The following is a 25304-nucleotide window of genomic DNA, read 5'->3' as shown; positions in this document are numbered from 1 at the left end:
TTTTATCTTACAAAAATCAATTCTACCGTATGTTTCACGCCTGCAAATTCCACAATAATGTCAACGGTACCCGGAGCCAAACCTTTCACTCTTACTCGAGGACCGGTGGTGGGAGTTATTTCTATGATATTTGGCTTGGTAGGTTGCCAGGTTGGATTCACTGGCACCCAATTTCCTCTCCCGTCTCTTCCCTGCGCCGTGAGGATAATACTCCCTCCCACATTGATTTCTGTTCCGCTGGCACTTCGGCCCGATTCTCCTGGGGGAACATCGCCTACATAGACGACAATCTTTGCTAGGGAGATGTTTGTTTCCTCTTGAGCTTCTTTTCTGGTAGTCTCTTGTGGCGGGATGGGAGTTTCTTTTGACAACAATTTTTTGATGGTATTGTCTTTTATTATGTCAATACTTGCAGCCCCGAGAATAGTTCCTTTTTCTGTAGAGATAAGCCGTGCGTTTACCCTTATAAAATCCCCAAGATCGGAGACCGTTCCGGTTATGATCGCGCTTGCCCCAATGAGTTTTCCTATATTTTGAGCTGTTTCTGGATCGATAAATCCGATCAAAGAGAGCTTTTGTTCCTCTATTAATTTCGAGAGCATTCTTCTTTCAATGATTTCAAATTTTTTCGTTTGGAATACTTTGGTGGTTATGGTTTCTGCGAGATAACTCCCCAGGGGGGTAGCTTTTCCCTCAATATCGAAGAAATCAAGGACAGCTAACTTTTTGTTTTCTTCTTTTTGGGTATCATGTAAAATCTGATTCACTAGGGTTTTTACGGCGAGATCAAGGGGTAGGGGTTGAAGAATTTGCTCCCTGCGGGGGGGCTGTCTTTTCACAAAAGAACAACTTCCTGTGAGAGCTAGCACAATGAATAAAAGACCTAGAAACCTTTTCTGTTTCATCTTTCCCTCCTTATAACCTCCCTTTTCATGAGGAAAACCTTACTCCGCCTTCCATTTTGCAGTATCTTCCAGGCTTTCTATATTGAACTTTAGTAGCGCTAGGACATCTCTTTTCCATTGATCTGATGAGGAATGGATGACCCTTCCAATAAAGAGTTCTCGTAACTTTTGGAGTTCGGAGATCTTGGCTATAGCAAATTTGTACTTTTGGTATTGGGGTTCTTCAAGTTTTTCAGAGGGCAGGTAAATCGGCTCTCTGCGAAAATTTATCGCCAGCATACAGCGATTCATGTCTTCAATCAACTCATCTACCTTGCTATGAAGGGTTTCAATGCTGGAAATATTTTTGTACTCCATTCTTTTGACTATTCTAAAAAAGTAGGTTGCTCTTCCACTCCCTTTGTCAGAAATAGCCTCCATGGCCATAGCATTTCCCGGCTCGTCCGGATTGGTACTGTAGATGGGGATTAAAAACCAGATGTATTCTCCTGTAAGATCGCCCAAAAGGCCCCGTTTTAAACCAATACACATCTTGTCTTTTTGAGCAAGGGATTGTAAAAAATCGTATTCTTCTTTGATTCCGCTTACCGCGAGTTTTTTTTCGAGCTCCTTCCAGAGTTCTGGTGAAACAGTTTCTATGTCTTTTCTTCGTGCTGCTTTTCCTTCTTTCATAAATCGAGCTACTCTTCGTATGATAGAAGGATTGATTTGAGGTAAAAGTTCTTTGAGGGATGACTGTACTTTGAGAGAAAGTTCATTCATGAGATCTGAGAAAGTATTGACAAAAGGATCAAAATCGTATCCCATTTTCGAAAACGTCCATCTTTCTCTTCGATCGGTGAGAAAGGTAAGGACATGATCCTGGTCTTGAATTTCGGTGATCTCGCTATACGGTATCCGTGTCAGTTCCCCATCATCAGGAATTACCACAAGAGCGGTTTCATAGAGACGAAGTTCACATGTTCCTTTGTCTTTTTCGTCTTTTTCGTTTTCTTTTCCACAGGTGACTTCTGCTTTGACACCTGATTTTCTTAGCGTCTCGTGCATAAGGAGGTCTTTGAGAATGAGTTCATTGCGCAGTCGTAAAAAAACACGAACGAAATCTTCGTATTTATAGCCGAGGTCCGAGAGAGTGAGCTTTTCTTTTGAAGTCAAAAGGAGAGAAACTTTATAGGATTCCGAAAAAACCTCCACCGTATCTCTGAAAGAGATAAAAAGGGGATCACCACACTTCTTTGGAAGGATAGAAAAGTTTTCTTCTTCCAGCCGGACAATGGACTCTCCTTTTTCCAGGATGGTTCCGGTTTCATCGACAAGAGAGTAACTACATGAACACTCCATGATAGGGGGTGGGTTATCTTCTTTACTCACAGAGTTTTCCCTCCCCTCTAGATTTGATATTTTTGCCGAATTTTTCTCACCCTATGAGTGTAAAGAAAAAAGAAAAAAAATGCAAGTATTCGAATTGCTTCATCTGTCAAATAAATTAAAATGTCACCTTTTTATTGAAATAGAAATGTCACTTTTTTATGCCGAAACTCTACGACCATAATCATCTATTTCAAAAAAGTTCAATTCGATATTTTTCTTAAAAATATGTATACTTCCATCAAGCCAGGTTTTTAAGATAACATTGTCCCCGGGTTTTATGGCTATAGGTTGTTTCTTTTCAATCTGGTATATTCTTTTAGAAAACTTTATTGTATAATCTCTATAGACTTTGCACTCGGCCGTATAACAAACATAGTTCCTTAAGTCCTGATCAGGCATTAATGCAATATGAAAATCTTCATCCGACAGAGGTTTTTTACTAAATTTTCGGTTATTCTTTTCCCAGTAATATTCTTTCAAAAACGATTGGCACTGTCAATATCCTTTATGTTTTTAGTTTCATTTCTGCTATTAACCTGTCCTGATGGATCCCATTCCATCTCTCTACGCGATCCTTTTGCCTGGGGACTATGGGCATATATCATTTCTATCCCCAGCCTATGGCAGACCTCTCCAAACTTTGTTAGAGCAATTCCCTGCAAGCTGTTCTTCTATGGTCGCTTCCCGTTTCGTATAGAACAGGCTTTTATAATCACAATAGATCGAATAAGGAATACCGTATTTCATTATCCAGTCAAACAAACATTGCAGCGCTACTTGTGTCGTTTCTCCTGTGTCGAAAAGACCGTAAGATGTGCCTGTAGCATCATCCACCATATTCATCAGACAGACTTCTTTGCCTGTCCCAAACCAGTCGTGAATGCTGCCGTCCATTTGAATCATTTCTCCAAAATGCTCTTTTCTCGGCCTTCTGGTACGGTGTTTCGCAGTTTTTCTTATTTTCTTCCACAATCCTGTTTCCATCATCCATAAACGAAGCGTTGATGCTCCTATTTTTATATGATGTTCCTCATAAAGCTTTTCAGCTATAAATGTCGGCTTAAAACCTTTATAATTATTCCGTACTATCTGCATAATTTTCTCTTTGATATCACTGCTAATTCTGTGTTTGCTGGTTTGCCTATTAATTTGTGATTGAGGGCTTCATCACCCTTTGATAAATATTCTTTAAAAATTCGAATAAGTTGCCTTCTGCAAATCCCCAGTATTATTGCAGCATCTTTCTGCTTGATTTTCTTGTTCTTTACCATCTCCAGTATTTTTGCCCTCTTCTGTGCTTTAAGTGTCATCGTTATCACCTCTCTCATCTGCAACCTCTCGTTTTTTTAGTTGCAGTATTTTAAAAGGTGACATTTCTATTTGCACAAAGTGTGACATTTTAAATTGTTTTCGACAGTATTCGAATTGCTTCATAATAAAAGTACTCGAAAAGGGAACGTTGCTTCAAAATAAAAAAGTACTTTAAATTTGTGTAAAATAATCCAGTTCAAAGAACTGGAGGTAAAAGGTGGAGTTAGCGATGTTTGAAAGGAGACCTATTTACAGGGCAACAAAACAATATCAAAAGCCAGCAAAAAGGAGAAAAAGGAGATACTGGATTACTTTGTGAGGATAACAGGTTTAAAACCGAAACTATGCCGCCAGGCTCTTGAGGCAGCAACACAGGCCATCTATGTAGGCAAGAAAAATTACCTTAAAAGCCGACATAGCCAAGAAGACAAAAGACCTGGCAGAAGAAAAAATTCGGCGAAGAGGAACTAAAACTTCTAAAAAGGTCTGGGAAATTGAAAACTACATGTGTGGCAAGCTTAAAAGCCGATTCTCAATGAAGTTTTAGATAATCTCTTAGCAAACGGACATCTCCACGGTTCTCCACAGGCTATAGAGAACTTGCGCCATATAAGTGCTTCAAGTATTGACCGACTTTTGAAACATGAGCGTAAAAGCTTGAGATAAAAAAGGCACAAAACCTGGAACGCACTATTAAAGCAACAAATAGCTATACGCACGTGGGCAGAGTGGGATGAAAATTGCCCTGGTTTTATGGAGATTGATCTGGTTGCCCATGAGGGAGGAAATAGCCGGGAGATTTTGCTCAAACATTAAATATGGTGGATGTTTGGAGCGGTTGGACAGAGCTTGTGGCAATCAAAACAAGGCTTCAAAATGGGTAAGAGAAGCCATAGAAAAAAGTCCAAAGAAGACTTCCTTTTGAGTTACGGGGAATTGATTCTGATACGGTGCTGAATTTATTAATCATCCTCTACGCGATTGGTGTGAGAAGAACCAGATAAAATTTACAAGGGGCTCCCGTTCCAATGATAACTGCTACGTTGAGCAGAAAAACTATTCCGTAGTCCGCCAGAATGTTGGATACTTCGCTACGATACCGAGGAAGAAGAAGAATCTGCTATCTTGAAGACCATGATGATTAAAACTCCCTACCAACGGCTTTTAGAAAGCTCTTATGTAAGTGAGGCACAAAAGGAACGCCTAACAAGGCTTTATAAGGCTCTCGATTTGTTTCACCTAAGACAAAAAATTACGGCTTGCCAGAGAAAACTTTTCAGCCTTCAAAAGAAAAAGAATGTAAAAAACAAAAATTTGGAGGAAACTGTATGGAATTTTTGAGTACTTTTTTTTATGAGGCAATGATTCGAATTTCGAGTACTTTTTTATTTGACGCAACGGGGTATTCGAATTGCTTCATAATAAAAGTACTCGAAAAGGGAACGTTGCTTCAAAATAAAAAAGTACTCCAAATCTGTGTATAAAATAATCCAGTTCAAAGAACTGGAGGTACAAGGTGGAGTTAGCGATGTTTGAAAGGAGACCTATTTACAGGGAAACGGCAAAACAATATCAAAAAGCCAGCAAAAAGGAAAAAATGGAGATACTGGATTATTTTGTGAGGATAACAGGCCTAAAAAATCGAAACTATGCCGCCAGGCTCTTGAGGCAGCACGGAAAACCATCTATGTAGGCAAGAAAAATTACCTTAGCCGACATAGCCAAGAAGGGCAAAAAAGACCTGGCAGAAAGAAAAATTCGGCGAAGAGGAACTAAAATGCTAAAACAGGTCTGGGAAATTGAAAACTACATGTGTGGCAAACGCTTAAAGCCGATTCTCAATGAAGTTTTAGATAATCTCTTAGCAAACGGACATCTCCACGGTTCTCCACAGGCTATAGAAAACTTGCGCCAGGTGCCCAAGTATTGACCGACTTTTGAAACATGAGCGTAAAAGCTTGAGATAAAAGGACGAAAAGGTACAAAGCCTGGAACGTTGTTAAAGCAACAAATAGCTATACGCACGTGGGCAGAGTGGGATGAAAATTGCCCTGTTTCATGGAGATTGATCTGGTAGCCCATGAGGGAGGAAATAGCGGGGAGACTTTGCTCAAACATTAAATATGGTGGATGTTTGGAGCGGTTGGACAGAGCTTGTGGCAATCAAAAACAAGGCTTCAAAATGGGTAAGAGAAGCCATAGAAAAAGTCAAAGGAAGACTTCCTTTTGATTTACGGGGAATTGATTCTGATACCGCGTTGAATTTATTAATCATCCTCTGCGTGATTGGTGAGAAGCACCAGATAAAATTTACAAGGGGAGAAGCTCTCCGTTCCAATGATAACTGCTACGTTGAGCAGAAAAACTATTCCATAGTCCGCCAGAATGTTGGATACCCGCTACGATACCGAGGAAGAAGTCTACTACTTGAACCGACTCTATGCGTATCTCAGGCTTTATGCCAACTTTTTTCAACCGGTTATGAAAATGACAGAGAAAAAGAGAATCGGAAGCAAGGTGCAAAAGAAGCATGATGATATTAAAACTCCCTACCAACGGCTTTTAGAAAGCTCTTATGTAAGTGAGGCACAAAAGGAACGCCTAACAAGGCTTTATAAGGCTCTCGATTTGTTTCACCTAAGACAAAAAATTACAGCTTGCCAGAGAAAACTTTACAGCCTTCAAAAGAAAAAGAATGTAAAAAACAAAAATTTGGAGGAAACTGTATGGAATTTTTGAGTACTTTTTTTTATGAGGCAATGATTCGAATTTCGAGTACTTTTTTATTTGACGCAACGGGGTATTCGAATTGCTTCATAATAAAAGTACTCGAAAAGGGAACGTTGCTTCAAAATAAAAAAGTACTCCAAATCTGTGTATAAAATAATCCAGTTCATGGCTCGACAAGCTCGCCAACCGGAATTGGGTTGGCGATGTTTGAAAAAAGACCTATTTACAGGGAAACGGCGAAATGATATGCTGAGCTTGTCGAAGCAGAGTATCAAAAAGCCAGCAAAAAGGAGAAAAAGGAGATACTGGATTACTTTGTGAGGATAACAGGCCTAAAAAATCGAAACTATGCCGCCAGGCTCTTGAGGCAGCACGGAAAAACCATATATGTAGGCAAGAAAAATTACCTTAAAGCCGATATAGCCAAAAAGGGCAAAAGACCTGGCAGAAAGAAAAAATTCGGCGAAGAGGAACTAAAACTTCTAAAAAAGGTCTGGGAAATTGAAAACTACATGTGTGGCAAACGCTTAAAGCCGATTCTCAATGAAGTTTTAGATAATCTCTTAGCAAACGGACATTTCCAGGGTTTTCAACAGGCCATAGAGAACTTACGCCATATAAGTGCTTCAAGTATTGACCGACTTTTGAAGCATGAGCGTAAAAAGCTTGAGATAAAAGGACGAAAAGGCACAAAACCTGGAACGCTATTAAAGCAACAAATAGCTATACGCACGTGGGCAGAGTGGGATGAAAATTGCCCTGGGTTCATGGAGATTGATCTGGTAGCCCATGAGGGAGGAAATAGCCGGGGAGACTTTGCTCAAACATTAAATATGGTGGATGTTTGGAGCGGTTGGACAGAACTTGTGGCAATCAAAAACAAGGCTTCAAAATGGGTAAGAGAAGCCATAGAAAAAGTCAAAGGAAGACTTCCTTTTGAGTTACGGGGAATTGATTCTGATACCGGTGCTGAATTTATTAATCATCCTCTACGCGATTGGTGTGAGAAGCACCAGATAAAATTTACAAGGGGAAGAAGCTCCCGTTCCAATGATAACTGCTACGTTGAGCAGAAAAACTATTCCATAGTCCGCCAGAATGTTGGATACTTCCGCTGATACCGAGGAAGAAGTCTACTACTTGAACCGACTCTATGCGTATCTCAGGCTTTATGCCAACTTTTCAACCGGTTATGAAAATGACAGAGAAAAGAGAATCGGAAGCAAGGTGCAAAAGAAGCATGATGATATTAAAACTCCCTACCAGCGGCTTTTAGAAAGCTCTTATGTAAGTGAGGCACAAAAGGAACGCCTAACAAGGCTTTATAAGGCTCTCGATTTGTTTCACCTAAGACAAAAAATTACGGCTTGCCAGAGAAAACTTTTCAGCCTTCAAAAGAAAAAGAATGTAAAAAACAAAAATTTGGAGGAAACTGTATGGAATTTTTGAGTACTTTTTTTTATGAGGCAATGATTCGAATTTCGAGTACTTTTTTATTTGACGCAACGGGGTATTGGGATAATATTTTTATATTTTTTTATAAAGTTTTTAGGGGGAGTTTTTCTCCCCCACTTTTTTCGATCATTCCAAGTTTCTCATCATCCTGTTCTGAAAATCTCTTATCCACACTTGGAGTAGCCGCAGGAAAGACAGTTGACACAATCCTCGCTTTTGACAAGGGTTTTTTCTCCACATTTGGGACAAACGCTGCTTCCTGGGAGTTCTTCTGATTTTGTATGCTGGGGATCCGGTGCAGCAGGTGATTCCGGTTCTGTTTCAAAAAGGAGTCCTTCTTGAGCCCGACTTACCATCCGCTCTCCGTATTCTTTGAGGATTTTCCCGATGGCATCTGGCACACTCTTGATCACCTTGCCGTTATCCCAGGTGATACTGTCGCCCGTGATTCCTATAAGGGTATCTGCAAGATCGAGAGGACTTACACCATTCTGGAGAGCGATGGAGATGACACGGCCAAGCGCTTCAGAGAAGGCAGAAACCTCTGAGCCGTGTTTGGAGATATTGATGAAGATTTCAATAGGCCATCCTCTCTCATCGAGACCTATGGAGGTGTAGAGTGTCCCGCTTCCCGTTTTGGTTTTGATGATTTCAGCGGGAAGTGTCTTGGGACGTTTCCATCTTGGATGGCTTTCGGTTGTGATGACAGGTTGTGATGTGGTTTTCTTGGTTGTGGTCATAGGCTGGAAGGATTTGCATCCATCACGGTAGATGGTTATGCCTTTGAGACCTGATTCCCATGCCTTGAGATAAATGGATTCTATCTCTTCGACCGTGGTTGTCGAGGGCAGGTTGATCGTTGAGGAGATGCTGTTGGAGATGTAGCGCTGGAGGCAGGCCTGCATCTTGATCCGATCCTCGTAGTGGATATCATGCGCAACGACAAACACCTTTTTAATCTCTTCGCTTATTCCGGGGATGTTCTGACAGCTTCCCCCATTTTCGATGACTTTGTCAATGATGGCTGGATCATCTTTTACCGCTTCACGGAAGGCAGGATCAACATAGACAAGTCTTCCCCCATCGACGAGGTTTTTGTGATAGGCGAGAGCAAACTGGGGTTCGAGGGAGTAGGTATACGCATCAAGGATGAGGCTGATCGTTCCTGTTGGGGCAAGGGTTGTCCAGTTGCTGTTTCGTATACCGTTTGAGAGGATAGCTTTTTCAATGTTTGCCTTTTCTTCTTCGGTGTCAAAGTAGTGTTTTACCACCCTGATGAGGGCTTCTTTGTTTTCCTCAAAGAGGGGGAAGCTTCCTTTTTCCTTACCGAGTTCAATCGAGGTGCGTATAGCGTGTTGGGTGAGTTCTCGTGCCACGGCAGAGGCAAAAGCTCTCCCCTCTTCACTTGCGTAGGAAAGCCTGAGTTTAAAAAGCACCTCGGCGAGTCCGGTGAATCCGAGCCCGACTGGGCGGATCTTGAGGGTTTTTTCACGGAATTCTTCGGTGGGAAATGCTGCCACATCAATCACATCGTCAAGAGCCCGGGTAGCCAGGGCAATGGTTTCTTGATAACCATCCCAATCAAATTTGCCATCTTTTACAAAGGCTACGAGGTTGATGGAGCCTAGATTACAACTCGTATAGCTATGGAGGCTCTGTTCTCCGCAGGGGTTGGTTGAGAGAATGCGCCCAAAGGATGGGACGGTATCGTATTCATTCGCACAGTCGATAAACCAGACACCCGGATCAGCGGTTCGCCATGCAGAGAGAGCAATCTTGTGGAAGAGTTCTCGTGCGCGGATTTTTTTGGTGATGCCGTGACCACTATCAAGGACGAATTCTTTGTCACTTTTTACAGCTTCCATAAAGCTGTCGGTTATTGCCACACTGATATTCATGTTGGAGAGGGGTTCAAAGACCTGGCGGCGTATCTGTTGCAGTGTACCCGAGATGATATCCGGATCGTCAATGGTTTCTTTGAGTCTCTCGGAAAGTGCGTTCATGATATTGTCGACAAAGGTGTCGGGAATTTCAAGATGAGGATAAAGCTGTTTTAACTGAGCGATAAAATCCTTACTGGAGATAAATTCTTCAATGTCAGGGTGGGAGACATCCATCATTGCCATAAAGGCAGCTCTTCTCACGCCCCCGCTTTTTACTGTTTCACCCACCTCGTCAAAGAGGCGCATGAAACTCACGGGACCGCTTGAGGTTCCTCCTCGTCCAACACGGGCTCCTTTTGGCCGGAGAACGCCGAAGTTGAGGCCCATGCCGGCTCCTGCCTTGAAAGTGATGGCCGTGTCGGTTGCGGCTTTCATGATGGAGACCATGTCGTCTTCCATTCCCCCGACAAAACAACTTGAACAGAGAGGGAAATCACTTTTCGCATTGAAAAGGGTGGGAGAGGAAAACATAAACTTTTGTTCAAGCATAAGGTTATAAAAGACTTTTTCCATTTGTTTACGTTTGGATGGATCTTGTTCACTGGAGGCGACAAAGCTCGCGACTCTATGGAAAATCTCCTCAGGGGTTTTCTCAATCAGGTTGCCGTTCCTGTCCCGCTTATAATAGAACTTTTCCAGAATAAACAAAGCGTTTTCTGTAAAAGGCATGGTTGGACTCCTTAGAAAAAAGATAGCTTTATATGATACAAAAAAACACTGAAAAAGTCAAAGAAAAAACGTCCCCTCCTTTTGCCGGGAAGTGATAAAAATTTAGAGAAAACGTTCAAAACGATCCTTGCTTGCTTTACAGATAGGACAGGTTTCAGGAGGGTTTTCTCGTGCACAGATGTACCCGCAAACCTTGCATCTCCAGATAGGATAGGGAAGATTTCCCTCGATTTGTTTCATGGATGAGGGTTTTGTTTTTTCTTTTTTTCGCCTGTCCGGGATGGAGGTGAGTTTTTTCTTGCCCTGGATAATATCAAGAGACACATACAGCCCACAGTAGCATGTACCGTATTCCTCGAGGTCAGGGTCCCGGTAGTCACAGGGGCAGATGATATCGAGATCTTCCTGTCGTATTCCACTTGCCAGGCGACAGGGGCAACTGGGGTATCCGTATCGTTCTTCGTTGATGATAAGACTTTCGACAAGTTCTTTGGTGAAACTCTCGTCAGGGTTGAGGTGATATCCCCCTGCTTCGACGTCTTTTTTGAGCTTCTGGTAATATTGTTCGATACGTTCTTTTTCCATAGGGGCTCCTTCCGTTATTCGAGATGTTTTCGGATATCTTCTTCTTCAAAGCCGATGATGCATTCTTTATTATTCACAAGGAGGGTTGGATACGAGCAATCAGGATTCCATTTGATGAGTTCTTCTATGGTTTCTTTTTTGGTGTCTGGTTCCAGAAGGTCAACATATACATATGAGTATTCAACCCCTAATTCTTCAAGAAGTCGACGGGTTTTTCGGCACCATATGCAGGTGCTGAGGGCAAAGAGTTTTATATCGCCCTTGTTTTTTCCGGAGACTTTTTCAAAAGGTATCATTGTATTCTCCTTATTCTAAGGATTTGATCCATTCTTTCCATATATCGGGCTCATAGCCAACCGTTACCTTTTTCCCCCATCGTACAATGGGCATGCGTACGAGGGTTGGATTTTCCAGTATCTCTTCAAACCAGTCCACTTCAAGATACTGCATCTGTCGTTTTTGGTAAACGGAGCTTGAGGTGTCAACAAGCTTTTCCCAGGGGATAGTGTCAGCTATCGATCGGAGCTCTCCAGGACTGAAACTTTTTTCTTTGAGGTCAACAAAATGGAATGGTATCCGCCTCTCTTTAAAAAAGCGTTCTGCCTTTTGTGTGTCGAAACTTTTTTTGACGCCGAATATTTGAATTTGTGATCCCATGGTTTCTCCTTACACACCTTTGAAAAGCTGAGCCCAGGTAAAACCCTCTATAGCTGCTTTGTTGAGGACGTCGAGAGAGAGTTTGATCTCATCGAGGAGTGCAAGAATCTCTTCCACATCATTGGTTTCATTTGTCTCGATAAGGAAAAGAAGTTTTCCTAAGAGGTTTTCCTTGCTTATAATGGCGTCGTAGATCTCTTTGCCGATACCTAACTCTGAGAGAACCTGTTCAAGGGGTTCCTGGTAAAGGGCACCGACGAGGGAGAGGAGTCCCGTGAGAAAGGCTGCATCCATCATATCTGGATTGTTGCCTTGAAGGTGACGAATAAGTGTTTCCATCATTTTGGCACGTTGAAGGGCCAGATCAAACAAGGGGCGTGCGATTTCATTGTCTGTTTGATAGACATAAGCAAGGAGCATGAGCCAGTTGAAAAGCTTCTTGTATCCTAGAAGAGCAATAGCTTGACGGATGGAGGTTACCTTGCTCCGGGTACCAAAGGCTGATGAATTGATGAATTTGAGGAGGTTGACGGTAATATCAGGATAACGTTTAAAGGTTTCTTCCAGTTTGTTGATGTCGGCGTCTGTTTCTATGAGGTGGAGGAGTTCCATGATGGCAGTTCGCTTGGGTTCGATCTTTTGTCCCTGGATAATAGTGGGTTTTGAGAAAAAGTACCCTTGAAAGAGGTCGAACTGGAGTTCATCACGGTAAAAGTGAAACTCTTCTACATTTTCTATCTTTTCTGCGAGAAATTTTGCATTTGTAGATTTTTGTAAGAGGTTGAGTTTGCTTTTGATCTGGTATTCGGTGTTTTCACGTACATCGATTTTGATAACGCTGACATAAGGGAGGAGGGGACTAAAGCTTTTGATATAGCTCTGGTCATTTAAAACGACATCATCAAGGGCAAAACGGAAACCTTTTTTGTGAAGATGATCGACGGCATCGATCAGAGCTTGGTCTACTTTACAAGTCTCAAGAAGTTCAAGGACAAAGCTTGAGGGATTGAGATTTTCATAGAGATGATTTTCGAAAAATTGGTTTTCCACGTTGATGTAACCTGTGTAATTTGCCAGGAGATTGTGTACACCGATCTGGTTGAGGAGGGTTACAATCACAGATGAAGTAGCGTAGAGGTCATTGCGATCTGAAACATTGCGTCCTTCACTTGAGCGAAAGAGAAGCTCATAAGCTTTGATCTGTGACTCGCGGTTAAGAATTGGTTGTCTGCCAATGTAAAATTGGCTCTGCGATGTAGCCATGATTTTTTCCTTTTTCCCTCTTTACCGGCTATATTGTACTACTCTTTTGAGATTATGTCAAGTGTTCGAATTGCTTCATAATAAAAGTACTCGAAAAGGGAACGTTGCTTCAAAATAAAAAAGTACTTTAAATTTGTGTAAAATAATCCAGTTCATGGCTCGACAAGCTCGCCAACCGGAATTGGGGTAGCGATGTTTGAAAGGAGACCTATTTACAGGGAAACGGCAAAACAATATCAAAAAGCCAGCAAAAAGGAGAAAATGGAGATACTCGATTATTTTGTGAGGATAACAGGCCTAAAAAATCGAAACTATGCCGCGACATTCCTCAAAAATAATCTACGTGAAAGTATGTTGTTTCCTTATAAGTGAAAAAAGGTTGAATACTGGTGTGAGATAGACAGTTGCTATTACCTTTCCGCGGTGAGAAAAAACGGAGGGGGCTATTACCATGTCACAGTAAAAAGTAAAGGGTCGCTCGTTTTTCCTTGTTAAGGAGAAAACTTTAGCTATTACCTTTTTGCAATGAGAATCAAAAATACAAAAGCTATTTCCTTATCACAGGAAAAAAACTTGCTCTTCCCTTATTGCAGTATGGACTCGGGAGACAAAAGCTCTTCCCTTATTGCAGGGAAAAAGGAGAGGGTATATGAGCTATTCCCTTATCGCAGTGAGAACACTTGCTATTACCGTGTTGCAGTCTGGAAACCTGGCAGCTATTCCCATATTGCAGTGAAAGCGTAAAACATAAAAGCTCTTCCCTTTTTCCAGCGGAAACGAAATGCCCATGAGCTATTACCTTTTCGCAGTCTGAAAACAATTTTAGCTCTTACCATAGTACAGTTAATGCGAGGGACATAAAAGCTCTTTCCCTGTTACAGTGGCAACCAAGGGACAAGCTCTTCCCGTATCACAGTTTTATACTCTGCGTTCACACTGCAACAAGGTAAGAGCATTTTTCTCAACCCCCAAAATCTCCCCATCGATCTTACTTTTAAAATATATAAAACATCTTTTTTAACAACTATAACAAAAAATTTTCGATATATATAGTATGAAAAAATTTCTCTAAGGAGAAAACCATGGAAAAGGATTTTTTCACACTCTCAGAAAAAGAATCTTACCAGATTCTCGAAAAAGCCCTCTGGCCAGAGGGGGCAATTTGCCCACGGTGTAAAGAAAAAGCGCATCTTCTCTCGTGCCGGCTCGTGTATCAGTGCCCCAAGTGTGGCAGACAATTTTCCTTAAAAAGCCAGTCCATCATGCGAAAAAGTCACCTTTCGCCAAAAATCTGGCTTTCTGCCATGTTTCTTGTCTGCCAGGATGGGGGGATAAATGCGGTGAAGCTTTCACAACTTCTTCACATTAGCTACAAGGCAAGCTGGCTTCTTCTTCAGAAGCTACGAAGCCTCATGCGGCTTACCACTCGCCATCACACGAAATCCCTCCGAAAGCTTGTCAAAACCTTTTTCTTTCTCTCCGGTATCAAACGTAAGCAAAGAAAAAACTTTTCCCCCATGCAGGTTGTCGAAATTGATGCGGATGATACCCCTTCTAAACTTCATATTCACCTTGTGGATGATGTGAGTAGCGATTGGCTTTCAGACTTTTTTGGCAAGCTTTTCCGCCACACGCCCGTAGAAAAGAGAACGCCTTGGCTTTCCCACATTAACGATGGGTTGAAAAACCTTCTTGAAGACGTCTATCACTATGGTTGTCGAAAGCACATGCAGCGCTATCTTGATGAATTCTGTTTTCGGTTTAACATCGAGGGGGTTTCTTCCAGGCTTGAAGAGCTTTTAAGAAGGCTTGGCAAACGTCGCCAGCTTCTCCCGTGGAAAAAACTGGTTAGCGAAGGGCTTATTCTTCCCATCCACGCTTAGGTTCTGGTTTTTTCTTTCTCACAACGTTTCCTGAGTCTGTCAAATAGAAAACTAAAAGTTTTTGTTTCATTTTGTTTTTTTGGAAAACTTTTCGTTTCCCTTGACGAAAAAGGCAAAAAAGTGTTTTTCTTAAAAAAGAGAAGTGGAAAAAGGGATAAAAAACCTCTGCTCTTTCCTTGTTGCAGTAAAAAAAAAGTTCTTGCTATTCCTTTTTCACAGTTTTTCCTCTGATCCAAGACTGTAAAAGAGTAATAGCATCTTTTTTCTCAGGTGAAACCTTTCACCAATTTCCTCCTCGTGTTTTTTTTGAGAGTAGCTATTACCTTTTCACAGTCCCCAGAATTATAAAAACTGAAACAAGGTAAGAGCAGTATACTACCATCCCCAGACGATACTTTTGGAGAAAAAAGAAAACTCCAAAATCCCTGCTCTTTCCTTATCACAGTCACTTTATTGATAGAATCTCGCTGGAACATGGTAAGAGCAAGCCCTCTCTTACTGTGACAAAGTAAGAGTAGTTCTTTCTCACTGCAACAAAGTAATAGCTGTCCTCCAAATCCCCCTGTCCCAGACTGCAACAAGGGAAGAGCAAGCCCTAGCCCATTGCAACAAGGTAATAGCAATACAAAACTGCGATAAGGGAAGAGCCTTTTGTCATTGTGATAAGGTAAGAGCTTCCTTTTCAATCCAGACTGCAACAACGTAAGAACAAAGACTCTTTTCAGCTGTAACAGGGTAACAGGACGAAATTGGGTAGGGTATACTTCGTTGTGTTCGATTAGAAAAAAATAACCTTCTATGAATAAGAGCAGTATCGCGGGTCTGGAAATATTTTTCCTTGTTACCAAGATACCAAAATGAGAAGTTCTTGAAAAGAAAGTTAAAGAATTGGGAATATTTTTTTCAGCTCTACTCTGAGCAACACTCATGCACGAAAGAAAATATTCCCAGCGAGAGTATCGTATGACCAGACACAATTTTCTTGACACAATGTCCTGTCTGGCTAGATGATCAAAGAATAGTTTACCATGTTGGTGTGGGTATTTTTTTATTGCTGATTTAGAGAAAAACGAGGCAAAACCCTTCTTTTACTGGGATGTTCAAGTTGATCCTACCATTCACTATTTCAATCAAGCTAATAATTCACTCGTTCTATCATCTGCTTATATTCGTACCCCTCGTAGGAACCAAAAGCCTCTCAGTAACTTAATAAAAGAGGGATGGGTAAACGAGTATGACATCTGGGAATTAAGTTTAGATAAAAAAGAAAAGAAAATGCTTATTGAAAATGGTTTTAATCCAATGGTACTCCAAAATAAAAAACCATAAAAATCCCTTGAAGAAGGAGGAAAGGTATGGAAGACAAGAAAAAAAGAGAAAAGAAATGGCTCATTTTTATCATTGGAATAGGGGCTCTGTTAATCGTGTTGGGTTTAAATACTCTCTTCAAAGCATTTTCAACTTACTTCTGGTCTTCTACTCAAGGAAAAATTCTTGTTTCACAGGTTGGTTTTGTTGATAGATTTAAAAGAGAGAATGATTCATTTTATTTTGATATAAGTTATGAATACTCTGTGGATGGCAAATTGTACACAAATTCTAAGGTTTTTTTGGGTCAATACGGTTCAAGTATTAGCAATTGGATACAAAAAGTAGTAGATAGATACCCAGTTGGTAAAGAAGTGAGTGTATATTATAACCCAAAAACCCGAAAGAAGCAGTTTTAGAAAGAGGGGTACGTGTTGCAACCTTTGGTTTATTTATTGGCGGTTTACTTTTTGTGGGAATTGGCATTTTAGGACTGAAGACTTAAAAACGAAAAACTTTTCTCTGTTTTGGTACGTAACGAGGTTTTTTTCAATCAAAAACTATGGAAAAGTTGAAGTGTTGGATAATTTCACCGACAATGATAAGTACTCATGGTAAGAGCCAGAGAAGTTTTTGTCAATTTGTGGGTGGATGTTCTGGGTTCCCCGGGAGAGTTTTCATGCTGCTACCCAGTTTCTGGCCACAAGTTCTGCTTGTTCCAGGACTGTTTGGGTGGCGGAGTCTTGTTTATCGGGGGGATAGCCGTATTTTCGAAGGATTTTTTTAACCTTTAATCTGATCTGCGCTCGGACGCTTTCTTTGATTGTCCAATCTATGGTGACACTTTTTCGTAACATGTCTGTGAGTTCGAGGGCTATCTTTCGCAGGGTTTCATCACCCAGGATTGTAACGGCGCTATCGTTGACACCGAGGGCATCATAAAAGGCTATTTCGTCTTCAGTTAAGTTGAGTTCTTTTCCTCTATTTTTTTCATCCCGTACTTTTTTTGCCAGTTCTATAAGCTCTTCGATGACCTGCGCAGCTTCGATGCTTCTATTGGTGTATCTTTTTATGGTTTCCTCAAGCATGTTCATAAAAGACTTGCCACGCACCAGATTTCTTTTTGTTGTTATTTTTATCTGGTCACTTAGTAATTTTTTCAATGCTTCAAATGCTAGATTTTTTTGAGGCATTCCTCGTACTTCTTCGAGAAAACCGTCTGATAAAATGGAAAGCTCGGGTTTTTGGATACCAGCGGCTTCAAAAATATCAATTATCCTATCGGATACTATTAAGCTTTTTTGGATTGTCCTTCCGTCAAATTTATTTTAATTTAATTTTAATTGAGTCGCTAGGTAGAAATATTTCCTCCGTAATAGTCGCAATTCTTGATATACATGTAGAAGCTGAAATGTTAATATGAACGAATAATAAATCATCATTTGGATCTTTCACCTTACAACAAGTCTTTCCGTCAAAAGTTTTATACCGATTTTCCAAATCTCTATTAGATTCAATTAATTTTTTGAGGGAACTCCATTTTAAAATGACGTCATCACGTTTGAACAGCTTGTATTGATTGTTCAAAATGTTATCAAAATCATAGTTAGGACTTTCTTTTACATATTTCAAAAACTTTATAAACACATCCTGCCAAGAATTTACTTCGATAATTTTATCAAAAATATGAAGTTCTACATTGGCATCTGGATCTGGATCAACGGTATTAGTATTCCAATTGTTTTTATCCTTATATTGATCGGGTAATGGAAAAGTTTCAAGAAACCACTTTATCATATTTTTTTGATGCTCTATAATACTCTGTTCGTTCCAAACATTCCTATTAATTATGTCAAGCCTATAATTGAGTGATGATTGATTCAGCTGCATTTTCTTTTCGTTGAAAGACTTATTTCCAATTTCGCTGTTAAATTCTGTGAGAATTAGATTGCCTATATTATGCAAATATTTTTTGTGTATTTCTTCGTAATTTTTACCTAATTCCGCTTTCCAATTATTATCCAATTTTTGAGGCATGATATGCTCAATTGTAATTCTTTGGTCTCTGAAATCTACAGATACCTTTGTGTTGTGTTCCTCAATTTTACCTAAAATAAATTTAGAATACTGTTTAAGTTCTTCATAAAAATTCATAGACCTTAGTGCTGCTTCCATTTCGGAGTCATTTGGTAATCTTAATTTATAAAACATATTAGTCAATAGCTCAATCATTGATACCTTTCCAGTTGCAATATCATTAATTCTGTTACACAAAGTGACAATATTTTTATTTTCTCCTTGTGTTAAACCTAAAACTCTACGCCTTATCAAATAAGTTCTAATAGTTTTCAGAATTGAAATAAGTAGTTCGTCATTAAGTCTTGGATTTTCAGTTGAGTATTGGTGATATTCCAATAAACCTAACACAAATGGTTTAAATGCTTCTGACTTTATATCATGAAAGATGTTCCTTAATAGTTCTTTAATCTCTTTGTCGTTGGAATTATTTTTTGAAATAGTATCAATATTAGTTTCATTAATAATCCACTTGTACCATTTAACATACCGAATAATGTCATCTATAAATTCATTGTGATTTGTAAATTTATTTTCTACAAAATCCTTAAATTGCTGATAAAGTTCTTTTGTATTGCTATCGTTGACAACTTTTAATGAGCTTGCCGTTTTGTATTGTAAGTAATCCCTGAAAAACTCTGAGGTATAATCTTGAAGAACTTCCTCAATTTTTGGATACCATGTTTTTTCATAAATATCAGATTGATTGTTGCTTTCCATATTTAAAAGGACAAAATTCCTAACTAAGTCTGATAAGGTAAGAGGTTTTCCTAATGAATTAAGTGTTTCAAATATTATTTGCGGATCCTCACCTTTAAATGGTCTTTCATCAAGAAAAATAACAGCAACATTCATACGCTGAATAGCAATAATGAAATGCTCAAAATTAATTTTGGGATTAAGACTTCTTTTCTCGTTGATAAGTTTTTTTAGAAGTTCATACGCGTTACTTATTATTCCTGGATTCGGTTGAGATTTATTAACTAAAGCTTTATAAGCTTCCCAATCTTTAGTTACTTGTTTAAGCTTTATCTTATCTTGAAATGTAGATGAGTTATTAATCAGGTAAGTGTTTGTAATGAACTCCTGTTTGTGGGGATCGGTTTCTGTATCTCTCAGTGCAATTAAAAACAATAAAGTAGTAGTAAGTCTTTGCTGTCCATCAATAATAACTGATTTATTTGCAAACCCTGCCTTTTCTTCTTTGATTACAATTGTTCCAAAAAAATGTTCTTGCTTGTCTTGCTGGTTAGCATCCAACTCCGATTCAATAATCCTTGATATATCACTAAAAAATCTTTCTATCTCGGGTTTTCCCCATGCATAAGCTCTTTGAAAAGGAGGAATAAAAAATGAAGTAGCATTTTTTGCTAATACATCATTGATTGAATGACTTTCTGTTTTCATAAATTTCTCCCTAATCGGTATCTAGTATTTTGAATTTTTCGACTTACAAAAGCCGAGATTCTCTCTCCTTTAGTTCTTTCTTCTTCCCACTCTTCCGGTATCATGCCGATTTCGGTTTGTTTATATGCGCACTGTGTGCTCGTATGTTTAAAGTTGGGTTTTGATGTATTCATAGTATTACCTCCCAATATCCGCCTTTATCTGATCCTATTCTTTTTAGTTTGCCTTGTTGTTTGAGTTTTTCAATATTCCACTCAACGCCTCTTCTGGAAAGTCCTGTAATTTTTACTAATTCATTTATAGTGATAGTAGGATTCTCTTTAATAGCGTAAATAATTTTCTCCACAGTTTTCTCCACAGTTTTGTGGGAACTTTTATCTTCACTGTGTTGATTAACTAAATCTTCTTTAAAGGGAATAATGATTTTAAATATATCCTCTTCGATGAAAACAGGTTCATCATCTGAATATATTTTTACATACTTTAATAAATTTCTCACACCTGAACCGAGCTCGTCTGCCAGGCCAATTTCTTTAAAGATCCGGGCAATGGTCGGATTTTTGGGGAAGGGGGTAAAATCTTTTAACGATATATTTCCTCTAAAATGGGGGCGATTTGCATTTTCACAAAATATTCTATTTTTTTCAAAAATAATTTTAGCAGGATGGGCATGCATATATTCCCTGTGAATCAAAACATTCGAGGCAATTTCTCTCATAATTTTACTTCGTAAACTGACTCTCTGACTTCCTTCTAAATAAAAGGGATCTGGCAGGTGTTTTTCGCTAAATGCCATGATTCTATCAAAACTTTCAATAAGATTGGTTCTTACATCTTCTCTATCATCATATCTATCAAGGTTGACTCGTCTTACAATCAGGTCGGTTTTAAAAGTTTCTAACATCATAAGTATTACTCTTCCTTAAGTCTTCTAATTTCTTCTTTTATTTCTTTTATAACCTCCTTATTATGAATTTTTTTATTCTTCCCTTCAGTTATTGAAATGATATAAAAAACCTTTCCACCATATTTTTTTGTAAACTTCTCATGTGCTTTTTTCTGTTGTTCTCTTTCATTAATAATCTGAGTAATATATTCATAACCTGCAGGTTTTATTTGTAATCCAATATATTTATCTTTTATTTTAATAAAATAATCTACACTATACCCTCTGTCCCATTCATCTGGAGCGGGTTCTATGTTTACATTTAATAATTTTTCAAGTTGACCATAGATTGTTTGAATTTCAGATTGATAACCTTCGAAAGTCCTATTAATGACGAGATTATAAATAAAATCTATACAATCCTGTTCAGTTATATCTTCAATTTCTTTCTTGAATACATCTGTTATTTTTATGAATAAAATTTTACCTAAGTGTTTCAAATGTTCTTTTGGGTATACCTTAGAGAAATAATAATTTTCCCATTCTTTTAAAGTTTTAGGCGAGCACTTTCTAATTAATTCAGCCACAGGACCTACCTTATTTTTCTTGGTAAGTCCCCATCTCATGTTTGCATTATTTAAAATCCATTCTTTTGGCATAATTGAGATTTTTCCTCTTTTATGAATTTTTCTTTGTAAACATAATTTCTTGTTCTATCAGCTATTGCCATTCCACTCTTAATGAGGTACAAATTTATAAATATTTTATTTTTAAGATAAACATATACTTCTAAAGGTTCTTCTGAATAAGAAATATTTTTATCAAATTTAATTATTATTTCTTTGTTTAATATTTTTTCTTTTAGATATGTTAATACTTTTTCTTCTTCTTTTATTACAATTCCAAGTAATTTTACGACTAAACCCGAATTTAGTTTTAAAGTATATGAATTTAAAACTTCTGAAACTTTATAATATGAGCCATTTTTAAAATTAATTTTTTTTGGATCAATTTCTGGTTTTGCGTCTTTTATTATAGGTTTATACTGAACCGTTTCGATTTCAGGACTACTTTCTCTATGTATTATCTCAATATTTATGTTATAAAATAAATTCTCTTCTTCCCTTATTTTATCTTTTATAATTTTCAGAAAATCAGGATTTATTTCATAGCCAATAGCATTCCTTCTTAATTTTAAAGCAGCTTTCATTGTTGTACCGCTTCCGAGAAAAGGATCAAGAACCGTTTCACCAACAAAAGAAAACATTTTGATTAACCTTAAAGGTAATTCTTCAGGAAACATCGCTTCATGAGCAATTTGTTTTGCTCCTCCAAAATTCCAATGTCCTTTAAAATAATTTTTCCAATCCTCCTTTGAAAGTATAGATTCCTTTTTTATTTCACTTTGGATGGCATTTCCGTTACCAGGTTTTTTAAATACGAGTATAAATTCATAATCAATTTCAATTATACCGTTAGGAGGATAAGGATAAGACCCCATAACTGTAGCGCCACCCGTGGTGTTCATAGTGGTTTTTTTCTGCCAGATAATAGAGCCCATATAATCAAATCCTATATCCTCACATTGTGATATAATCTCTGCATGAAGTGGAATTACCTTATAACGTCCGTATAATATTGAGCGAGCAAATTGATCTCCAATATTAATACATAATCTTCTACCCGGCAACAAAACTCTAAAACATTCTTTCCACACTCTATACAAATCTTTAAGATATTCATGTAAAGTTTGTCCATAACCAATTTGACCTTTTATACCATAATCTTTTATGTTCCAGTACGGAGGTGATGTTACAACCAGAGCTATACTCTCGTTAGAAATCTCAACCATTTGTCTACTATCACCAATTATTATTTTCATATCTCCTCCCTTTTGTAAGTGCTATATATAAAATTTTTTACTTTCATATCTTCCATCCTATGCTCTCCAAATTCTTTTTTATCTCTTCATCCAGCCTTTTGCTTTCTTCCATTTGCTTTGCAAGTTCTGTTGTTAGCCGTTTCATCTTTTCTTCAAAGGCTTCATCGTCTTCGTCCTCTTCTACGGTTCCGACATAACGGCCGGGGGTAAGAATATGGTTGTGTTTTCTGATTTCATCAAGGGTTGCGGATTTGCAAAACCCCGGTATATCTTTGTATTCAAGGCTGTTTTCTCCTCGCCAGGCATGGTAGGTGTCTGCGATCTTTTTTATCTCTTCGTCGGTGATTTCTCTGTGCCTACGATCAACCATTACTCCCATTTTCCGGGCATCGATAAAGAGAACCTCACCCCGTCTATCCCTGAACTTATGATTTTTCTTATCTCTTGCAATAAACCACAGGCAGGCGGGGATCATAGTGTTGTAAAAGAGTTGGGAGGGCAGGGCAACGATGCAATCGACAAGATCGGCTTCAACAATGTTTTTTCTTATCTCTCCTTCGTTGGAGGTCATGGAGCTTAAAGAACCATTGGCAAGGACAAAACCAGCAGTGCCTGTTGGTGAAAGGTGATCGATAAAATGCTGGATCCAGGCAAAGTTGGCGTTTCCTTTTGGGGGCACTCCGAATTTCCAGCGCACATCGTCCTGGAGACGTTCACCGCCCCAGTCGGAGTCATTAAAAGGCGGATTGGCAAGAATAAAATCTGCTTTTAGATCTTTTAACTGGTCGTTATGAAAAGAATCACCCCATTTAATGTTTGCATCTATCCCTCTGATGGCCAAGTTCATTTTGCAAAGTCGACATGTTGTCTGGTTGCTTTCCTGTCCGTAGATGGATATATCACCAATCTTTCCGCCGTGAGCTTCGATGAATTTTTCGCTTTGGACAAACATTCCACCCGAACCGCAGCAGGGGTCATAAATTCTACCTTTATAGGGTTCAAGCATTTCAACAAGGAGTTTTACAATACTTCTTGGCGTGTAAAATTGTCCGCCCTTCTTTCCTTCTGCATCGGCAAACTGACCGAGAAAGTACTCGTACACTCTTCCCAGGATATCTTTACTTTTATTTTCTTTGTCGCCTAAACCTATGGTTCCGATCAAGTCGATGAGTTCGCCCAGTCTTTGTTTGTTTAATGCCGGTCTTGCATAGATCTTTGGGAGCACACCTTTAAGCGATGGGTTCTCTTTTTCAATTGCCTCCATGGCGTCATCTATTATTTTGCCGATGTTAGGGTCCTTTGCATTTGCCTGGAGATACTCCCATCTTGCTTCCTGTGGTACCCAGAAAACCCTTCGTGCAATGTATTGATCCTTATCTTCGAGATCTTCGGGATCGGCGAATTCATCTTGTTTTATGTCATTGTAGGCTTCGGTAAAGGCATCAGAGATGTATTTTAAAAAGATCAATCCCAGGACAACATGTTTATATTCAGCCGCATCCATGTTGCTGCGGAGCTTGTCGGCAGCTTGCCAGAGCTTCTGTTCAAATCCGAGGTTAGCCCCGCTGGAATTTTTGAGATTGTTAGGACTACTTTTTTCGCTCATAGTTTATCCTTCTTTTTTTGTCGTTCTATTTTTTGCTCTTCAGTCCCTGGAGAATTGCGCACAATCCCAATTTGTTTCGTTTTTTTATTGTAAGAGGGTAAATTTATTCTGTCAATTATTTTCATAAGATATAGCAAGTATTACACACTTCTTGTAAACACATATAAAAATTTTTGACTATTCCATTGACCATGAATGCAAATGCCCGATAATTCCTGTAACCTGGCAGATTGTAAGATGAACCCCTTATTTTACCAGGATAGAGTAAATGTTATACTCTCCTTTTAAACCTTTAAATATCCTTTTTGTTCTTTCAACAGTTTTTGCATATTGGGCTAGAATTTTTTTGCTCTCCTCATGTTCAAAAATATTTTCTGACATTACTACTTCATTGGGGTTTGCTATTGCCTGGATTCTTGCTGCCATATTTACCGTACTTCCAAAATAATCCAATCGACCATTTAAAGTCACCACGATAGTAGGGCCCGAATGAAGACCGATTTTCACTTCGATCTTTTCAGGCTCAGGTCTATCTTTGTAATACTCAATGAGTGCTTTTTGCGCCTCAAGCGCGGCAGTTAATCCATCAGTCTGATTTGTAAATACCCCCATCACAGCATCACCAATAGTCTTTATAGGAACACCATTAAATTTTTTTATTACCTCAAATAATATTCTAAAATGTTCTCTCACTAACAGAAAAGCCTTTGAATCACCTAAATCGGTGTACATTTGCGTAGAACCTTTTATATCGGTAAATAAGATGGTTGCTTTCATCAATTCAAGACTTTGATCAGGCAACAGTACTTCGTCGGGAAATAATTCTCTATAGACTGGATGTTGGATAATATCGACCCCTTTTATAGATAATGGGGTGCTCCATTGAAACATTTTGTGATCGGTTATTTCCTCCATGGCCGATTTTATATAGTTTTCTTTCAATTCTTTTGAAATATTTTTGATTTCGGGATGTATTGAGAAAAATACTTCAATGTTGTTGTCTAAGGTATTGGTGAAATCAACCTTACATAGGGGACAGTAATCTGTGGTTTTTGCCTGATGGAGAGTGAGAGTTTCGTGAGCAATTCCCCCACAGTGAGGGCAATGATAGACCCATTCCATGGTAAAAATTCCTTCATGCAAACCTCTAATAAACAACTCGAGTAAAACTTTCTTATCAACATTCCATTGTTCTGCAAGACCATAAACATTTATATGGAACAAACCAGCATCATCACTTGTTTCAATATACTTGACAAGTTTTTCTAAAACACCCTGATTTCTTTCAAAGTGAAAGCGTTGCATGAGATCGTTCATATGCTATCTTCTCCTCTATAATTTTATCGTATTGTTTTTATAGCGTACTA

General features: G+C 38.8%; 26 protein-coding genes and 3 pseudogenes. 11 read left to right on the top strand and 18 right to left on the bottom strand.

Annotation, left to right across the window (positions count from 1 at the left end; translation table 11 throughout):
• Nucleotides 1–2: 2 nt before the first annotated feature.
• The 6 genes from KDW03_RS00610 to KDW03_RS00585 all read right to left on the bottom strand — a co-directional run bounded on the left by KDW03_RS00610 (nucleotide 3) and on the right by KDW03_RS00585 (nucleotide 3604).
• Nucleotides 3–905, bottom strand: coding sequence for a FlgO family outer membrane protein (locus KDW03_RS00610; protein ID WP_271435471.1), 903 nt, complete (start codon nucleotides 903–905; stop codon nucleotides 3–5).
• A 39-nt stretch (nucleotides 906–944) separates the two neighbouring features.
• A complete protein-coding gene (locus KDW03_RS00605; protein WP_271435470.1) occupies nucleotides 945–2276 on the bottom strand; it encodes a hypothetical protein in 1332 nt (443 codons plus the stop codon).
• A gap of 156 nt (nucleotides 2277–2432) precedes the next feature.
• Nucleotides 2433–2756, bottom strand: a complete 324-nt coding sequence (locus KDW03_RS00600; protein ID WP_271434228.1) for a hypothetical protein — start codon at nucleotides 2754–2756, stop codon at nucleotides 2433–2435.
• Entirely contained in the window at nucleotides 2753–2881 is a 129-nt protein-coding gene (locus KDW03_RS00595; RefSeq protein ID WP_271435469.1) for a hypothetical protein, read from the bottom strand. Before KDW03_RS00595 ends, KDW03_RS00600 begins: the two co-directional genes overlap by 4 nt.
• A gap of 13 nt (nucleotides 2882–2894) precedes the next feature.
• Nucleotides 2895–3371 carry a hypothetical protein gene (locus KDW03_RS00590; RefSeq protein ID WP_271435468.1) on the bottom strand — a complete coding sequence of 159 codons (477 nt, stop codon included), beginning with the start codon at nucleotides 3369–3371 and terminating at the stop codon, nucleotides 2895–2897.
• Nucleotides 3362–3604 carry a helix-turn-helix domain-containing protein gene (locus KDW03_RS00585; protein ID WP_271435467.1) on the bottom strand — a complete coding sequence of 81 codons (243 nt, stop codon included), beginning with the start codon at nucleotides 3602–3604 and terminating at the stop codon, nucleotides 3362–3364. Before KDW03_RS00585 ends, KDW03_RS00590 begins: the two co-directional genes overlap by 10 nt.
• Nucleotides 3605–3902: 298 nt before the next feature.
• Between KDW03_RS00585 and KDW03_RS00580 the strand changes: the two genes are divergently transcribed.
• From KDW03_RS00580 to KDW03_RS00550, 7 genes and pseudogenes are all read left to right on the top strand, one after another.
• Nucleotides 3903–4058, top strand: coding sequence for a hypothetical protein (locus tag KDW03_RS00580; RefSeq protein ID WP_271435466.1), 156 nt, complete (start codon nucleotides 3903–3905; stop codon nucleotides 4056–4058).
• A gap of 654 nt (nucleotides 4059–4712) precedes the next feature.
• Nucleotides 4713–4928 carry a hypothetical protein gene (locus KDW03_RS00575; protein ID WP_271435465.1) on the top strand — a complete coding sequence of 72 codons (216 nt, stop codon included), beginning with the start codon at nucleotides 4713–4715 and terminating at the stop codon, nucleotides 4926–4928.
• 187 nt (nucleotides 4929–5115) lie between these two features.
• A complete protein-coding gene (locus KDW03_RS00570) occupies nucleotides 5116–5280 on the top strand; it encodes a hypothetical protein (RefSeq protein WP_271435464.1) in 165 nt (54 codons plus the stop codon).
• A gap of 84 nt (nucleotides 5281–5364) precedes the next feature.
• Complete coding sequence (locus KDW03_RS00565) at nucleotides 5365–5517, top strand: hypothetical protein (RefSeq protein WP_271435463.1); 153 nt, start codon at nucleotides 5365–5367, stop codon at nucleotides 5515–5517.
• Between the two features lie 193 nt (nucleotides 5518–5710).
• Nucleotides 5711–6121, top strand: a complete 411-nt coding sequence (locus KDW03_RS00560; RefSeq protein WP_271435462.1) for a hypothetical protein — start codon at nucleotides 5711–5713, stop codon at nucleotides 6119–6121.
• Nucleotides 6105–6326, top strand: a complete 222-nt coding sequence (locus KDW03_RS00555) for a hypothetical protein (protein WP_271435461.1) — start codon at nucleotides 6105–6107, stop codon at nucleotides 6324–6326. Before KDW03_RS00560 ends, KDW03_RS00555 begins: the two co-directional genes overlap by 17 nt.
• 260 nt (nucleotides 6327–6586) lie before the next feature.
• Nucleotides 6587–7766 (top strand): annotated as a pseudogene (locus KDW03_RS00550) (integrase catalytic domain-containing protein); the annotation flags it as partial.
• Between the two features lie 170 nt (nucleotides 7767–7936).
• Here the strand turns inward: KDW03_RS00550 and KDW03_RS00545 are convergent.
• The 5 genes from KDW03_RS00545 to KDW03_RS00525 form a co-directional block, all read right to left on the bottom strand.
• Complete coding sequence (locus tag KDW03_RS00545; RefSeq protein WP_271435460.1) at nucleotides 7937–10384, bottom strand: adenosylcobalamin-dependent ribonucleoside-diphosphate reductase; 2448 nt, start codon at nucleotides 10382–10384, stop codon at nucleotides 7937–7939.
• A 102-nt stretch (nucleotides 10385–10486) separates the two neighbouring features.
• Complete coding sequence (locus KDW03_RS00540) at nucleotides 10487–10969, bottom strand: ferredoxin-thioredoxin reductase catalytic domain-containing protein (RefSeq protein ID WP_271435459.1); 483 nt, start codon at nucleotides 10967–10969, stop codon at nucleotides 10487–10489.
• Between the two features lie 14 nt (nucleotides 10970–10983).
• Entirely contained in the window at nucleotides 10984–11265 is a 282-nt protein-coding gene (locus KDW03_RS00535; RefSeq protein WP_271435458.1) for a glutaredoxin family protein, read from the bottom strand.
• Between the two features lie 10 nt (nucleotides 11266–11275).
• Entirely contained in the window at nucleotides 11276–11626 is a 351-nt protein-coding gene (locus tag KDW03_RS00530) for an arsenate reductase family protein (RefSeq protein ID WP_271435457.1), read from the bottom strand.
• Nucleotides 11627–11635: 9 nt separating this feature from the next.
• Nucleotides 11636–12889: an EAL and HDOD domain-containing protein gene (locus KDW03_RS00525; protein ID WP_271435456.1), complete on the bottom strand. Its 1254-nt coding sequence runs from the start codon at nucleotides 12887–12889 to the stop codon at nucleotides 11636–11638.
• Between the two features lie 192 nt (nucleotides 12890–13081).
• On the opposite strand from KDW03_RS00525, the gene KDW03_RS00520 reads away from it, so the two are divergent.
• The 4 genes and pseudogenes from KDW03_RS00520 to KDW03_RS00510 all read left to right on the top strand — a co-directional run bounded on the left by KDW03_RS00520 (nucleotide 13082) and on the right by KDW03_RS00510 (nucleotide 16499).
• Nucleotides 13082–13261 carry a hypothetical protein gene (locus KDW03_RS00520; protein WP_271435455.1) on the top strand — a complete coding sequence of 60 codons (180 nt, stop codon included), beginning with the start codon at nucleotides 13082–13084 and terminating at the stop codon, nucleotides 13259–13261.
• Between the two features lie 710 nt (nucleotides 13262–13971).
• Entirely contained in the window at nucleotides 13972–14772 is an 801-nt protein-coding gene (locus tag KDW03_RS00515) for an IS1595 family transposase (protein ID WP_271435454.1), read from the top strand.
• Between the two features lie 826 nt (nucleotides 14773–15598).
• Nucleotides 15599–15739 (top strand): annotated as a pseudogene (locus tag KDW03_RS12480) (IS256 family transposase); the annotation flags it as partial.
• A gap of 388 nt (nucleotides 15740–16127) precedes the next feature.
• Entirely contained in the window at nucleotides 16128–16499 is a 372-nt protein-coding gene (locus KDW03_RS00510) for a DUF3592 domain-containing protein (protein ID WP_271435453.1), read from the top strand.
• A 258-nt stretch (nucleotides 16500–16757) separates the two neighbouring features.
• On the opposite strand, the pseudogene KDW03_RS00505 reads toward KDW03_RS00510, so the two are convergent.
• The 7 genes and pseudogenes from KDW03_RS00505 to KDW03_RS00475 all read right to left on the bottom strand — a co-directional run.
• Nucleotides 16758–17393 (bottom strand): annotated as a pseudogene (locus KDW03_RS00505) (DUF3387 domain-containing protein); the annotation flags it as partial.
• Between the two features lie 10 nt (nucleotides 17394–17403).
• Nucleotides 17404–19563: a DUF262 domain-containing protein gene (locus tag KDW03_RS00500; RefSeq protein WP_271435452.1), complete on the bottom strand. Its 2160-nt coding sequence runs from the start codon at nucleotides 19561–19563 to the stop codon at nucleotides 17404–17406.
• A gap of 169 nt (nucleotides 19564–19732) precedes the next feature.
• Nucleotides 19733–20470 (bottom strand): winged helix-turn-helix transcriptional regulator, encoded by a 738-nt coding sequence (locus KDW03_RS00495; RefSeq protein WP_271435451.1) that lies wholly within the window; start codon nucleotides 20468–20470, stop codon nucleotides 19733–19735.
• A gap of 5 nt (nucleotides 20471–20475) precedes the next feature.
• A complete protein-coding gene (locus tag KDW03_RS00490; protein ID WP_271435450.1) occupies nucleotides 20476–21108 on the bottom strand; it encodes an MjaI family restriction endonuclease in 633 nt (210 codons plus the stop codon).
• Nucleotides 21087–22331, bottom strand: coding sequence for a DNA methyltransferase (locus KDW03_RS00485; RefSeq protein ID WP_271435449.1), 1245 nt, complete (start codon nucleotides 22329–22331; stop codon nucleotides 21087–21089). Before KDW03_RS00485 ends, KDW03_RS00490 begins: the two co-directional genes overlap by 22 nt.
• A gap of 43 nt (nucleotides 22332–22374) precedes the next feature.
• Nucleotides 22375–23937 carry a class I SAM-dependent DNA methyltransferase gene (locus KDW03_RS00480; protein ID WP_271435448.1) on the bottom strand — a complete coding sequence of 521 codons (1563 nt, stop codon included), beginning with the start codon at nucleotides 23935–23937 and terminating at the stop codon, nucleotides 22375–22377.
• A gap of 246 nt (nucleotides 23938–24183) precedes the next feature.
• Nucleotides 24184–25254 carry an adenylate/guanylate cyclase domain-containing protein gene (locus KDW03_RS00475; protein WP_271435447.1) on the bottom strand — a complete coding sequence of 357 codons (1071 nt, stop codon included), beginning with the start codon at nucleotides 25252–25254 and terminating at the stop codon, nucleotides 24184–24186.
• Nucleotides 25255–25304 lie beyond the last annotated feature (50 nt).

The organism is Thermospira aquatica (assembly GCF_023525255.1).
In the GTDB taxonomy this organism is placed as follows: Bacteria; Spirochaetota; Brevinematia; order Brevinematales; family Thermospiraceae; genus Thermospira; species Thermospira aquatica.
Note: the sequence above shows the minus strand (reverse complement) of the source record. Positions and strands in the feature narration are given on the sequence as shown.